Here is a 14,804-nt window from a genome sequence, read left to right as displayed (position 1 = left end):
AGTGTTGTCGGACGAGTTAGGTGGGTGTTATGAATATCGATGAAGTAATGAATCCTCCTATATCAATGCAGACATCTAAGGAGGGTGATTCCCCATGAAATTAAAAACAATGTTGGCTGTACTGGCTGGTCTATCTATATCAAGCATGGCTCTTGCGGAAGTAGCATTCGATGATTTAATTGGCACCTGGTATGCCGAAACCGATCATGACGGTGAAACTATGAAATGGTTGGTCAAACGTGAAGCGGATCAGAGTTACGCCGCATTGTTTCTGGTCTGTGACGGTGAAAATCTTTCCTGGGTGCAAAAAGAGCGAGGTCAGTGGAAGATGGAGGGCAAAGAGTTACATACGGTCATTGCGGCTTTTCAGGATATGAATGGAAATTCTTCTGATCAGATTGGTAAGCAAATTCATTATGAGAATCTGGAATTAGTTAATGACGAGTTGAACTATGAACAGAAAGGTAATGACAACACTTACAGCTTTAAGCGAGTCAAAGATGGCTATCAAGTCAGTTGTCAATAATCGAGGAAGGTCAGCCTGATTAAGGCTGGCCTTTTTTTTAAGCAGCCAAACGTCTCTGACCACCTAATTCTATATTTACTCAGCACTATAATATTGCTCTAGGTTTATTTTTTGCGTTTAGACCTTATCTGTATGCCATTTTTTATCTTTGACTAATTGAAAACAGTAATCGAAAAAAAGCAAAATTTGATTGCGCACTCTGAAAAAATGTGAAATATTTCACACTTCAGAAGCAGTGTCATATAGAATAGAAATAGATTTTAGCTATGGATAGCGAGTAAATACTCTGCATTAATTCCCTGTTTGTCTCCTTATTTCAATGATTCATCGTCGGCGTTTCCTTCGCTGATGTTTTGTGCTGCCTGAATATCTAAATTATTTGATTAGGAGTGATAAATGAGGATTATAAAACTCGCGGTTATTGCGGCGATTTTTTCAGGTTTATTTGGTTGTGCCTCAGGCGCCAAAGTTGAAAATATGGCTGTTATGAAAAAAGCATCAACGTCTTATCCAGAGCAGATTCAACAAAATATTGGTGTTGAGAATGTTATCGGTGGACAGGAGACGAACCCACTATGGTCATCTGAAATCAGCAATGATGATTTTAAAGAGGCGTTGAAACAAAGTCTTAATGCTCAGGGATTGTTAGCTGAAGACGCTCAATATGAAATGGAAGTTCAGTTAGTCAATGTAGATCAACCTATCTTTGGTATGAACTTTACTGTCACCACAGAAATTCGCTATATCCTCAGAAACAAACAAGATCAATCCATCGTAATGGACGAAAAAATTAGTGCCCCATTCACGGCTGGCGTGGGTGATGCGTTTGTGGGCGTCGAGCGTTTGCGTTTAGCTAATGAAGGTTCTGCTAAACATAACATTGAAATCTTATTAGAAAAGTTAAACACACTAAATATTGATACACAGGCGATTTCTCTCGCTGAATAAATCATTGATAAGTGATACCTAGCGATTGTTTATTTTAAGTTGTGAGTTTTCCGTTCGGCTCATTTCTCAGCATCTTTAAGAATGGAATTTATGGAGTAATAATGAAAAAAATATTGAGTGCGGTTTTATTATCATCGGTCATGTTACTGGGTGGCTGTGCCACGATTATGGGTGATAAGACTCAGGTGATGCCTGTTAGCAGTTCACCATCAGACGCCACTATCAAGATTACTGATGAAAGAGGTATTGAAGTCTTTAAAGGAACTACACCGACCAATGTCACTTTACAGAAAAGTGATGGTAGTTACTGGGGTAAAAAAAGTTTTACAGTTGAAATCAGCAAGCCTGGGTTTGCAACGCAAACTATCCCTGTTAAAGCTAATGCAAATGGTTGGTATATCGGCGGTAATATCCTATTTGGTGGTTTAATTGGCTGGTTTATTGTCGACCCAATGACGGGGGCTATGTATACCTTGTCGCCTGAACAGGTTAAACAAGCATCTGGTGAAAAAATGACGCATAACAATAGCTCAGCTGACGGTATATCTATTGTTTTGTTGGAAGATGTGCCTGACTCAATGCGTAGTGAGATGAAGAAATTGAACTAGACATTGTGGTCGTCATTTTCAATCAGCAAAAAGGGGCGAGGATTCGCCCCTTTTTTTATGTCTAATTTGCTCCTGATAGTCGATTCCAAGCGAATAATGACAAAGCTTTTTATAACGACAGTACTATTTTCACACTCATATCACTGCACAATTAATTTACTACTCAAATGAAGCAAAGCGCTAATATAAACATGTGATTATACAAATCAGTTCAAGGACACTAATTTGTTTGTTGATGGAGTAAACAACGATGTTTGTAAGGCCATTTAAATTAAGCAGACGGGTCAAAGCATTAACCACAAGAACACGTTTGGAATTATTTTTGTTTACTCTGATGATCTCTGTTGGTATTGCTAGCAGTCTGATTTTTTTTAAACACCATATAGAACACGTCAATACTGAAGTATCCGATACGCACGAAACGACAGTTAAACTGTTTAGGCAATTTCTTGAAGCAGATGCGGTAGGTCTGGCCAGAGCAATTACTGCACTTTCCGGTAATCAAACATTGCTCGAAAAAATGCAATCAGGGCAGCGCGATGCGATCTATACTGAATTTGAAGATGATTTTGAGCGCTTAAAAAATCAAACAAAAATCACCCACGCCTATTTTATCGGTCCCAATGGCGATGTTATTTTGAGAGCTCACAAGCCCGACCAGTTTGGTGACCGTTTATCTCGCACTACCTATCTTAAATCTGCCAGAACACAGAAACTTGCCTGTGGCATTGAAATGGGCATGAATTTTTATTCTCTCCGTTGTGTTCAGCCGGTTTATCTAGGAGAGTCACAGGAATTCATAGGTTATATTGAGTTAGCCGAAGAAATCGACCATATCTTTCACGAATTAAAAGAGGCCACGGGTAATGATCTTGCCATTTTATTAGTGGATGACTTTATTACTTTCAGTGAGGCTGATATCCAAGGTCAGGCGTTTAGTCATTACCAGCTGATTTATTCAACCGATTCATCGCTGATGGAGACTCTTTTGCCTAAAGTCGACCTAGATGCTGGATTTATCTCTACAGCAAATAATTTCATTAATGATAAAGAGGAGAAATATGGTATCGGTGTAAGCCCGTTTGAAGATATTACTGGGCAGATATCCGGTGTATTAGTGTCGGTTGAGAACATCACTCGCCTTTATAAAAGTGCCATAAACGAGCTGTGGATCAATGTCGTCGGGGCACTGCTTATTATTTTGCTCACTATCATATTGTTTAGCATCGCCATTAAACGTGCTTTTAAAGCTATGGAAGAGGCGCTGGACGAACGCACGCGCCAGATTGAGTTTATGGCTTTGCATGACGAGCTTACTCAACTTCCCAATCGTGCGATGTTCTGCAAAATGGTACAACATCAGATTAATGAAGCTAAGCGCTATGATCGTCAGTTCTCGCTGTTATTCATGGATTTAGATGGCTTCAAGGCGGTGAATGATAATTTGGGTCATGATGCTGGCGATGAATTACTCAGACAAGTGGCTGAAAGATTAAACTTGAGTATTCGTGACAGTGACGTAGCCAGTCGTATTGGTGGTGATGAATTTATTGTTCTACTACCCGAAGTATCTGGTGAGGAAGAACATAAACATGTAGATGTGGTTGCTGGCCGAATTCTGAATGCTATTGCTGCCCCATTTATGCTCAAAGACCAAGTCATTCACATTACCGCAAGTATTGGTATCAGCTGTTATCCGGAGCATGGTGATAATGAAGATGAGCTGACTAAACATGCGGATGCCGCTATGTATGCTGCAAAAGAGTCAGGTAAAAATGGAATTCAGCGTTATTCAGCAGAGCTTCACAAACAATCTTTTGAGCGCAGAGCATTGGAAGCCGACTTAAAGAACGCCCTACATAACCATGAGTTCGAGATGTTTTACCAGGCCAAGCTGGATTCACAAAGCGTTGAAATTATAGGTATGGAGGCACTTATCCGCTGGCATCATCCTAATTTAGGCTTGGTTGAACCCGTTGACTTTATCAGTATTGCAGAAGATACCGGGTTGATTATTCCCATCGGTAAATGGGTTATAGAAACGGCTTGTCGTCAAAATATGCAATGGCTAAAAAATGGCAATAGATTATTACCCATTGCGGTTAATTTATCGCCGAAACAATTTAATGACGAAAGACTTTTGGATGATATTCTCAAGATACTGTCCGAAACTCAGATGCCAGCAGAGTATTTAGTGGTTGAAATTACCGAGCGTGTCGTGGTCGAGGATGCGGTTAACGCTAACAAAGTTCTCAGGGCCTTGAAAGAGCTTGGAGTCGGATTGGCTATTGATGATCTAGGTGTGGGCTATTCATCATTCAGTAGCTTAGAAATTTTCCCTGTCGATAGCGTCAAGATTGATCGATCATTTATCCATGGACTGCCGGAAAATCAGAGCAATAGTGCCATCACGGAGGCGATCATTAACATGGCTGATAGATTAGGGCTTAATGTGATTGCAGAAGGCGTTGAAACCATTGAGCAACTTGAGTTTTTAAGAAAATATCAATGCCCGCAACTTCAGGGATTTTATTTTAATAAACCGATGCCAGCAGATGAGTTTGAGAAATACTTGAATAATTCAAAGCAGAGCTTAGCTTGATGGCCGTTCGAGATACTGTGGTATTGGCAAATAAAGATGTTGAGCCTCTCACCCACATAGAGTGAGAGGCTGATTCATATTAATTTTTAGAAGATGTTTTTCTTCTTAATCCACACAAGCCTACCAAGGCTGAACTTAATAACCAGAATGCTGACGGAACTGGGACGGCTGAAATATTGGCACCATAGAGATATTGAATACCAGCGATATCATCAGCTTGAAGACCTGTCAGAACAGGGTTGTAATAAGGCCCCATGATAGCGTTAGATTCGTTTGAATGACCCAAGCCCAGGGAGTGGCCAATTTCGTGTAAAGCTACCCAGAAGATGCTGATGCCATCAACCAGATTATCAATACTCCATGTTTCTGATGTATCAAAATGCAGGTCACCTCCAGCAGAAAAATACCAATGGGTATCGGGATAAAAAGCATGAGCTAATACGCCACTTGGGCCATCAATCGTTTCACCACCGATGCGGATATCGCCTGAGGTGGTTAATGTATTAAAGTTAGCGCCATCGTCTGCAACTTCAATAAAATTGAGGTTGGCGACACTGCTCCAGGTATTAAATGCTTTTTTGATTTCTTGCTGAAACCCCAATGGCATAAAGCTATCTAACGCAGAGCAAGTAGATGTATCGCATTGTTCTCCACCCATCATAAAGCTGTAACTGATCGTTGCACCAGTTCCGAGTGTGGGGTCTCCCCATTTCTGTATTGGGCCATAAGATAGGGTGTAAGCATTGGCTGTTGATAATAAAAATAAACAGAGTAGGGCGGTGAATGTTTTCACTAAAGTCATCCTTGTCTTGAGTTGATAAAGTAGCGTTCTAGCTAATGTGAAATTTATCACATTTTTTAGCCTTATCGCTTGGCTGAATAACACAAAAAAGTCCCTTGTTTATCGACAAAATAAATGAATCAACGTCTATACTCAGCACAATGAACGAACTTGATACCATGATATGGCAAACCGTTGCCGATATACCTTTCGGAAAAGTGATGACATACGGACAAATTGCTAAGCGTTGTGGCTATCCAGGATATGCTCGTTATGTCGGGACGGTACTGAAAAATTTACCGGCAAATACGTTATTGCCCTGGCATAGAGTCATTAATGCCCAGGGGCGTTCATCTTTTCCTGAAGGCAGCGATAAATACGCTATGCAGATACAGTGCCTTCGCGCAGAAGGCATTGTCATTCATAACGGGAAAATACAATTATCGGTTTACCAGCACCATTAATATGCACCGTAACTCTCTGATAAGGGAAGCTAGCTGATAAAAGTTTATAGCCGTTTGTGTCACTGATACCATATGTATTTAAATTTCTGAGAACACCATGCAAGGTCTAATCTTAGCCATTCTGGCTTATACCATCTGGGGTACTTTTCCACTCTTTTTCAGTTACCTGAGCCACGTGTCACCAATCGAAGTGACCGCGCATCGGATTATCTGGTCACTGGTGGCGACTTTAACAGTGGGCTTGTTGCTAAAGCGCGGTAAGCACCTATGGGAAGCATTGCATAATAAAACGACCTTATTGTGGCTGGGCGCATCAGCGGTATTTATTGCCATTAACTGGTTGGTGTATATCTGGGCCGTTGGTCAACATCGGGTGCTTGAGGCCAGTTTAGGCTATTTCATCATGCCTTTGGTCAGCTTGCTGATGGGGCGACTCTTACTAAAAGAGTCTTTGCATCCGTTGCAAGCCATCGCAGGGGGGATTGCGTTTCTGGCAGTGCTTTGGGAACTGTGGTCATTTGGCAGCTTGCCATGGGTGGGCGTAATTTTGTCATTTGCTTTTGCCTTCTACGGACTTATCCGTAAAGTTCATCCGATTGATGGTATTAACGGACTCACCATAGAAGCTTTGTGGTTAATGCCTTTTGTTATGCTGTGGATTGGCTGGCAGGCCAAAGCTGAGCCGTCAATATTACAATTTGGCGAGGATACAACGACAACTGTGTTGTTGATTAGCTCAGGCTTTTTGACGGCATTACCTTTGGTTTTATTTGCTATGGCAACCCGACGTATCAATTTATCGATTGTCGGTTTTATTATGTATATCAATCCAACCATACAATTTTTGATTGGTGTGTATGTATTGGATGAGCACTTTCCCCAAGCCAGATTAGTGACGTTTATTATTGTTTGGTTAGCGATGCTGCTGTTTATGGCAGGCATGTGGCAGCTGCAAAAGCAGAAACGACCTGCTGTATAACTTAACTTTAGCTGATGCATCAGTGGCATCAGCTAACAGGCAAAGCCGTGGTTTTAATTGGCGACTTCATCACAAAGGAAGTGTGAACACCGGTGACACCCTCAATTCGAGTTAATTTATTGAGCAGAAATTGTTGATAGGCATCCATATCTTTCACAATGACTTTTAATAAATAATCTGCCGATTGGCCGGTGATCAGATGACACTCAAGGACTTCAGGGCAACCGGCGAGGGTTGACTCAAGTGCTTCGAATCGTTCCGGTGTATGTTTATCCATACTGATACCAATAAACGCCATTAAGGTCAGGCCTAATTTTTTGGCGTTGAGCAAAGCAACGTAACCATCAATTAAGCCTTTTTCTTCCATTTGTTTAACCCGGCGCAGACAGGGCGAGGGTGAAAGTTTGATGGCTTCGGCTAATTCCTGGTTGGTGATACGTCCGTCAGTCTGTAATTTTTGCAAGATCATGACATCGTATTTATCAAGTTGCTCAGACATGAAATATTCCTGGTAATTTATATTGTGGTTATATATTTCAATATTTAATAAATATAAGCAATATTATTCTTTTATTTATTGGTTTTGTGCAAGCTTAGCAATTTAATTCTATTAACACTTCTTTATACTATTTCACATGGCTGGAACTGATAGCCATGCGCCAAAAGCGCGGCTGGCACGATGTACGGACATGATCAAAAGTCATGAACGGTACATCGGAAAAGTATCAATTAACCCGATTGATATGGTGAGTCAGGCAAATTTGTTTCAGCATCTTTTGTGTCATTAATGTGTATTGTCAGGAGTCAGACATGATTAGTCAGCCCGCTCAGAAGTATCGCCGCTTTGATGCTATCCAATTGCCGGATCGGCAGTGGCCTAATGTGGTACTGGATAAAGCCCCCATCTGGATGAGCACCGATTTACGTGATGGTAATCAGGCTTTGATTGATCCGATGTCTGTCGACACTAAAATGCGGTTTTTTCTGGCCTTGGTGGATATGGGCTTCAAAGAAATTGAAGTTGGCTTTCCATCAGCTTCGGAGACGGACTTTAATTTCGTACGCCGGCTGATTGAAGAAAATCGTATTCCTGATGATGTCACCATTGAAGTGTTAACTCAAGCCAGAGAAGACTTAATTGCCCGAACAGTGGAATCCTTAAAAGGCGCAAAGCGTGCTATTTTGCATATGTACAATCCGATTGCACCGGCATTTCGTGAGATTGTCTATCGCACAGACAAGGCTGGGGTGAAAGAGATTGCTGAGCGTGGAACACGCTGGGTCAAAGAAATGACGGCAAAACAGCCGGAAACTGAGTGGATTTATCAATATTCACCGGAGACATTTTCCAGTGCTGAAATTGAATTTGCCAAAGAAGTCTGTGATGCGGTGACGGCGATCTGGCAGCCGACTCCAGAACATAAGATGATTATTAACTTGCCGGCAACCGTGGAGATGGCTACGCCGAATACTTATGCCGATCAGGTGGAATGGATGCATCGCCATTTAAACAATCGCGACAGCATTATATTGAGTGTGCATCCACATAATGATCGCGGTACAGCTGTGGCAGCAGCTGAATTAGCGGTAATGGCAGGTGCTGATCGTGTGGAAGGCTGTTTATTTGGTAACGGTGAACGTACCGGTAATGTGGACTTGATCACTTTGGCAATGAACTTGTACTCACAAGGGATCCATCCCGGTGTTGATTTCACCCAGATGGATCAGATTCGTCAGTTGTTTGAAGAAACCACACAATTACCTGTACATCCTCGCCACCCGTATGCAGGAGAATTGGTGTTTACCGCATTTTCAGGTTCACACCAAGATGCGATTAAAAAAGGGTTGGCTGTGCAAAAAGCCGATGATTACTGGCAAGTGCCTTATTTGCCAATTGATCCAGCGGATGTGAATCGTAGTTATGATGCGGTGGTTCGGGTAAATAGTCAGTCGGGCAAAGGGGGGGTGAGTTTCTTGTTACAGCAGCATGCCGGATTTGAATTGCCACGACGTTTGCAGATTGAATTCAGCAAAGTGGTACAGAAAGTCAGTGATAGTAGTGGGCGTGAAATTAATGCTGACAATATCGCGACCTTGTTTGATAAAGAATATATTCAGGTGAATAGCCCATATCAATACATGGGAAGCCATATTGTCGATGAAGAAAGTCATCAGGTGTTGAGCCATGTGGTGGTGAAATATCAGCAACAACGTATTGAATTAAAAGGTCAGGGAAATGGCCCATTGGATGCGGTGGCAAAAGCGATATCTGAGCATATTGGTGAAACGGTTACCGTTGCTGATTATCACGAGCATGGGATGAGCGCCGGGTCTGATGCGACGGCAGTCAGTTATGTTGAGGTTAAGGTCGGTGAGCATGCCACCGTGTTTGGTGTTGGTCAGGATCAGAATATCACCACCTCGGCAATAAAAGCCTTGTTGAATGGCGTGAATCGGTTTATCAACGTTACTAAACCTGAGAGAGCTGAGAACGTGGCGGCAGGATAATCAGTGATTTCCCGAGTGAGCATTAAGGATTATCTGACGTGATGCTCGGGATTATGCCTGATCTGGTGTGATGATTTTAGTTGTTGATTATTAAAGGAAAAATATCTTTTCGTGATTTGAATTTTACTCAAGAATTCGTTAGGGTAGGAGTCAGTCCTGAACACATAGGTATTTGTTCAGGTTCTTCTTACCGATGTTTGATGGAGTCAAACAAAGGAGAAAATCATGTTAAAAACACAACTAACAACTTTATTATCCGTTGTCATGCTGGTTTTATTTAGCTCAGGTGCAGCCTTCGCAAATGAACATGAGTCGTCCCATGAGGGAGCAAAACATCCGGCGCATGAAATGGGTGAAGAGCTGGATACCATTAAAGATAAAAAACATAGCGAAGAATATAAAGAAAATATGGAGGAAGCAGAGGATTCTGCTAACTCACCGCATCCGGCATATGAGATGGATGAAAATGAAGAAGTTCAGGAACGCGGTCAATAATCTGAATTTCTGAATGGACACTGCGTCCATAAGCTTTAACAGGCGCCGTGCTTTTGAAAGAAAGTGCGGCGCTTTTTTTGTGACCTTTCAATTTAATCTGTCTGATAAGCTTGAATTAAGCCTCTGAGGGCATCATTTGTTGTGGGTTACTCGATTCTAAATCATCACAGGAGCATTCAATGCGACACTTTCGTTGGGTCATTCTTTTTATCATGACTTATACCTTATCAGCATGCGCTACATTGTCTCCTCAGTTCGAACAGCCGCAGGTCAATATCACCTCCTTTACTCTGGCGCCTCAATCAACAGCTTCAACACCGACATTTCTTGTTGGCTTAAAAGTCATTAATCCCAACCGGAGTGCACTGCCATTGAAAGGTATGAGCTATTCCGTTGAAGTTGATGGCTATCGTATTTTAAGTGGTGCTGAACCTGACTTGCCTCGGGTCGCAGGTTACGGCACGGAGGAGTTTACAATCAGGGCTGTGCCAGACTTGATTGGCGGTGCGAAGTTAATCAGTCAATTGATGAGTAATAACAAAGATTCATTTGATTATCGATTTAAGGCGCGTCTGGATGTCGGCAGCCTTTTACCTTTTATTGATATTGAAGAGGCCGGGACATTTAGTTTAAAAAATCCCTCATCACCGCGATAAATTCACTGTCATTTCGTGCTCTTCCGAGCATTTGTTGCTATGTTTATGACATAGCTCATATTTAAAAGCGCCCCTATGAATTCGATAAGTATGTTGTTTCTGTTAAGTGGTTCCCTGATTGCTCTCAGCATTCTGGCCAGCCGCTTATCGTCATTATTTGGTCTGCCTCTGCTGATTATCTTCCTGGCTTTAGGTATGTTGGCTGGGGAAGACGGTGTTTTAGGTATTCAGTTTGATAATTATTCTGTGGCCTTTGTCATCGGTCATCTGGCATTAGCGATGATTTTGCTTGATGGTGGGATGCGTACTCGCCTGAAAACATTCCGTGTTGGTTTTAAACCTGCCTTATCTATGGCTACAGTCGGCGTGTTTATTACCAGTGGCGTCGTTGGTTTAATCGCAATGTGGATTTTTGATCTGACATTGGTTGAAGGGCTGTTGATTGGTGCTATTGTCGGATCAACCGATGCGGCCGCTGTATTTTCCATGTTGCGTGGCCAAGGGATTAATATCAACGAGCGGGTTGGTGCTACCCTTGAAATTGAATCCGGTACTAACGATCCGATGGCTATTTTCCTCACCTTGATGTTTATTCAGTTATTGATCAGTGATGAAAATACGGTTTTAGGCAATGTCTTATTTTTCCTGCAACAATTTGGTTTTGGCATTGGTATTGGTCTTTTAGGCGGTTGGTTAGTCAAACGTTTATTGAACAAATTAGAGTTGGTACCAGGCCTGTATTCTCTGCTGGCTTTAGCACTGGGGTTTACTATTTTTGGGATGGCTTCCTGGGTGGGGGGCAGTGGTTTTCTGGCGATCTATCTTTGCGGCTTAATGATAGGCAGTGAAAACACGCGTCAGTTACAACACATTTTACCTGTGTATGACGGCCTGGCCTGGTTAAGTCAAATTGGCTTATTCCTGGTGCTGGGTATGTTGGTCACGCCAACTGAATTGATGAAATATGCTTTACCGTCACTGGTTATTGCCTTAGCCCTTATTTTTGTTGCCAGACCGCTGGCTGTCGTGCTCTCAGTAAAACCGTTCTTTAAGTTCCGCTGGCGAGAAATCGGCTTCATTTCCTGGGTTGGATTGCGTGGTGCTGTACCGATTGTGTTAGCGATTTTCCCTGTTATCGGCGGAGTAGAGAATTCGTCAATGTATTTCAATGTGGCGTTTGCTGTGGTCCTGCTGTCGCTATTAATTCAGGGCGGAACATTATTGCCGATGGCAAAATGGATGCGGGTACAGATCCCTAAAAAAGCCAGCCCAAGACAGCGTGGATCTCTGGGGATTTTGCCCGAGCGTGATTATGAAATGTTTGTCTATAAAGTAGAAAATCATCGCCTTGATGAGCAACCTATTCGGTTATTACGCTTTCCATCAGGGGCAATGATTTCTGCATTATTCCGTAATGAAGAGATGATTCATCCTAAAGGTAGTACCCGCTTAAAATTAGGCGACATTTTATGTGTGATTAGTCGCGAAGAAGATTTAGATAATCTGAATGAGTTATTCAATGGCGATAATCAACTTAACCAGAAACAGTTAGCCTTTTTTGGTTCGTTTGTACTCAATGGCGATGCTATGTTAGTGGATGTGGCTAAGGCCTATGGCTTAACCATCAGTCCTCAGGAAGTCGGCGTCAGTCTAGGGGAATTTATTGCCCGCCGTGTAGGTGGACACCCTGTAGTGGGGGATGATATTGATTGGCATGGCATTCATTGGGTAGTGAATGAAGTCGATGGCGATACCGTGAAAAAAGTCGGCATGAGACTGTATTGAGAAAGTGATATGTGACTGAATCCATGTTTCCTCTCATTAAACATTGTTTTCTATTTCGCTTTCTGTCATATTTTGCACATCATCATTTCTTTGGTGACTTGTCATAACTTATAGAACACGTTTGAGCACTGTTTAATGGAGAACAGTAGCCTGAGTTTGTCGTCTGTTTGTGTACATTTTTATAGTGGCGCTTTAGCTTTATTCATCAGCTAACAAACAGGATACAGTTTTGACGGGTGGCTGTATTTCTACGGAGTTAAAATGAATTTATCTATTCAGCAACGCTTTAGCGTTTGGGCTGGGCTGAGTCTGCTGTCTGTTGTGTTGGTAACGGCACTTGTTGTGGTATACAACTTTGGCAAAATTAACGATTCACTAGCAGATTACAGCAGTGAAATAACAAAAGAGCAGGCAGAAAACTATCTGGATCTGCTGGCCAGTGATACCAGTGCCAGTCTGCTTGTGCCTCTTGAAAAAGCGTTAAATGTAGCCACTACCACATCGATGTCTATGCAGACACTCGCCGATGCCTCGAATAGCATTGATAAACGTCAACTAGCACTTGATATCCTGAAAAAGACCTTAAATCTGAGCCCTAATTTCTTAGGGACCTATGTCGCTTTTGAACCGAATCAACTCGATTTTTCTGATGGTTTATATCGTTCAACAACGGGTAGTGATGAAAATGGTCGTTTCCTACCTTATGTCATTCACGGTAATGATGAGGGGTTTACTATTGAGAATCTGGTTGGACTTGAAGACCAGAGCCGTGACGAAAATGGTGTCAGAGCTGGCGAATATTACCTATGCCCGAAGGATTCCAACAAAAATTGTGTTATTGACCCTTATATTTATCCTATTAATGGTAAGGATGTTTTATTGACCAGTATGGTCGTCCCCATTAACAACAACGGACAGTTTATTGGCATGACGGGTGTGGATATCAGTGCTGACTTCCTGCAATCCAAAGTCATAGATGTTGATAAACGGCTTTATGATGGCGCTGGTCAGATGCTGTTATTAAGCCCCAAGGGTGTCATCGTTGCTGATAGCGAGCATCCTGAATTAGTGGGCAAAAACCTGAAGTCTATCGATGCTGATCTGGTCGAAAAAATTAAAGCCGTATCTGCTTCGGGTGAGGGCAAAATATTTGCTGACGACTCTGCATTGAGAGTTTTAAAACCGTTCACTCTAGCTAAAGCTGATAAGCCATGGATTGTCTATATTTCAGTGCCTGAAGCGGTTATCTATGCTGATATTGAGAAGCAGCAGTCATTCATGGATAAACAGCAGTCACGATTTATCACCCAGACAACGTTACTCGGCATCTTATTCGCGATCATCGGAATGGTTATTGTCTGGTTCGTCGCGAAAAGTAGCGTGAAACCCTTACATGATATGACGGGCATTGTGGGTAAATTGGCCGGTGGAGAAGGTGATCTCACTCAACGCATTAATATCACTCGCCAGGATGAAACCAGCAAATTGGCTGGTTTATTAAATACATTTATTGAGAAGTTACAGACGCTCATTAAAAAGATGCTGCCTATCGGTAACCGCATAAGTGAATTGTCCGCACAAGGTAAGCAAATTAGTCAGCAAACCAGTGAGCAGATGAATGAGCAAAGCAGTTTATTAGATCAGATGGTGTCTGCAGTTACTGAAATGTCGGCCTCAGCTCAGCAAATTGCCGGTAATGCTGAGCGTACAGCGACACTTGTCAGTGATGCACACCAATCAACCGAAGCCGGTGCCGATCTTGTCAGTCAGAATGCACAGTCAATCAGTGATGTGAAAAACAGTGTTCAACTTTCTGAAGCAGCGTTGGATCAACTGGTCAAAAACAGCGGCGCTATTGCCGAGATTTTGGTTGAAATTCAGGGCATCGCCGAACAAACCAATTTATTAGCATTGAATGCCGCGATTGAAGCTGCCAGAGCAGGTGAAAAAGGACGTGGTTTTGCTGTAGTGGCAGATGAAGTACGTGCATTGGCTAACCGTTCGCAGTCAGCGACTGTAGAAATCCAGAATCGTCTTTCATTATTGAATCAGGGTAATAAAGAAGCCTCTGAAGCGATGAAGAAAAGCGGTCAGCAGGTAGAGCATAGCGTGGAATTAGCGCATTCAGCTGCCAGTGCCTTAATGAAAATTAAAACCGCCATTGATGAAGTCTCTGAAATGACTTTACAGATTGCTTCAGCCACTGAAGAGCAGAGTAATGTCTGTGAAAACGTCAGTGAGAACTTAACCCGTATTTCTGATCTGGTTCAGCAAACGGCGGAAGGCGCAAAACAATTGAGTCAGGTCGGTAGCGATTTGGATGCCACAGCCAATGAGTTGCAAACCGGCTTATCGTCATTCAAGGTGTAAATCGTTAATCAGCCAGCAGCAATGCTGGCTGAACTACATCGATCAGAGTTAAAAAGTCATGGTGAGTATCTGGTATAATCGT

At 42.3% G+C, this 14,804-nt stretch carries 13 protein-coding genes; 11 read left to right on the top strand and 2 right to left on the bottom strand.

The window, feature by feature from the left end:
• Positions 1 to 94 precede the first annotated feature (94 nt).
• From MAMP_RS13820 to MAMP_RS15795, 4 genes are all read left to right on the top strand, one after another.
• On the top strand, positions 95 to 526 hold the full coding sequence (locus MAMP_RS13820; RefSeq protein ID WP_007146708.1) for a hypothetical protein: 432 nt from the start codon (positions 95 to 97) through the stop codon (positions 524 to 526).
• 396 nt (positions 527 to 922) lie between these two features.
• A complete protein-coding gene (locus MAMP_RS13815) occupies positions 923 to 1,474 on the top strand; it encodes a hypothetical protein (protein WP_007146707.1) in 552 nt (183 codons plus the stop codon).
• Positions 1,475 to 1,575: 101 nt separating this feature from the next.
• Complete coding sequence (locus MAMP_RS13810; protein ID WP_007146706.1) at positions 1,576 to 2,082, top strand: hypothetical protein; 507 nt, start codon at positions 1,576 to 1,578, stop codon at positions 2,080 to 2,082.
• Between the two features lie 250 nt (positions 2,083 to 2,332).
• On the top strand, positions 2,333 to 4,684 hold the full coding sequence (locus tag MAMP_RS15795) for a bifunctional diguanylate cyclase/phosphodiesterase (RefSeq protein WP_007146705.1): 2,352 nt from the start codon (positions 2,333 to 2,335) through the stop codon (positions 4,682 to 4,684).
• Positions 4,685 to 4,763: 79 nt separating this feature from the next.
• Here MAMP_RS15795 and MAMP_RS15790 read toward each other — a convergent pair whose 3' ends face one another.
• Complete coding sequence (locus MAMP_RS15790) at positions 4,764 to 5,477, bottom strand: M10 family metallopeptidase domain-containing protein (protein WP_007146704.1); 714 nt, start codon at positions 5,475 to 5,477, stop codon at positions 4,764 to 4,766.
• A 209-nt stretch (positions 5,478 to 5,686) separates the two neighbouring features.
• Between MAMP_RS15790 and MAMP_RS13795 the strand changes: the two genes are divergently transcribed.
• Positions 5,687 to 5,929 carry an MGMT family protein gene (locus MAMP_RS13795; RefSeq protein ID WP_237701234.1) on the top strand — a complete coding sequence of 81 codons (243 nt, stop codon included), beginning with the start codon at positions 5,687 to 5,689 and terminating at the stop codon, positions 5,927 to 5,929.
• 97 nt (positions 5,930 to 6,026) lie between these two features.
• Complete coding sequence (gene rarD, locus MAMP_RS13790) at positions 6,027 to 6,908, top strand: EamA family transporter RarD (protein ID WP_007146702.1); 882 nt, start codon at positions 6,027 to 6,029, stop codon at positions 6,906 to 6,908.
• Between the two features lie 28 nt (positions 6,909 to 6,936).
• On the opposite strand, the gene MAMP_RS13785 is transcribed toward rarD, so the two are convergent.
• The gene (locus tag MAMP_RS13785) at positions 6,937 to 7,407 is read right to left on the bottom strand and encodes an Lrp/AsnC family transcriptional regulator (protein ID WP_007146701.1); all 471 of its coding nucleotides are present in this window, start codon (positions 7,405 to 7,407) and stop codon (positions 6,937 to 6,939) included.
• Positions 7,408 to 7,718: 311 nt separating this feature from the next.
• On the opposite strand from MAMP_RS13785, the gene leuA reads away from it, so the two are divergent.
• The 5 genes from leuA to MAMP_RS13760 all read left to right on the top strand — a co-directional run bounded on the left by leuA (position 7,719) and on the right by MAMP_RS13760 (position 14,722).
• Positions 7,719 to 9,416, top strand: coding sequence for a 2-isopropylmalate synthase (gene leuA, locus MAMP_RS13780; protein WP_007146699.1), 1,698 nt, complete (start codon positions 7,719 to 7,721; stop codon positions 9,414 to 9,416).
• Between the two features lie 225 nt (positions 9,417 to 9,641).
• Complete coding sequence (locus MAMP_RS13775; RefSeq protein ID WP_007146698.1) at positions 9,642 to 9,911, top strand: hypothetical protein; 270 nt, start codon at positions 9,642 to 9,644, stop codon at positions 9,909 to 9,911.
• 179 nt (positions 9,912 to 10,090) lie between these two features.
• Positions 10,091 to 10,567: an LEA/WHy family protein gene (locus tag MAMP_RS13770; protein WP_007146697.1), complete on the top strand. Its 477-nt coding sequence runs from the start codon at positions 10,091 to 10,093 to the stop codon at positions 10,565 to 10,567.
• Positions 10,568 to 10,642: 75 nt separating this feature from the next.
• Positions 10,643 to 12,352, top strand: a complete 1,710-nt coding sequence (locus MAMP_RS13765) for a potassium/proton antiporter (RefSeq protein ID WP_040576615.1) — start codon at positions 10,643 to 10,645, stop codon at positions 12,350 to 12,352.
• Between the two features lie 261 nt (positions 12,353 to 12,613).
• Entirely contained in the window at positions 12,614 to 14,722 is a 2,109-nt protein-coding gene (locus MAMP_RS13760; RefSeq protein WP_007146695.1) for a methyl-accepting chemotaxis protein, read from the top strand.
• Positions 14,723 to 14,804: the final 82 nt, after the last annotated feature.

Origin of the sequence: Methylophaga thalassica MP, assembly GCF_000214595.1 — a bacterium.
Classification (GTDB): domain Bacteria; phylum Pseudomonadota; class Gammaproteobacteria; order Nitrosococcales; family Methylophagaceae; genus Methylophaga; species Methylophaga thalassica.
The sequence above is the reverse complement of the archived record's forward strand: the minus strand, read 5'-3'. Positions and strand labels throughout refer to the sequence as shown.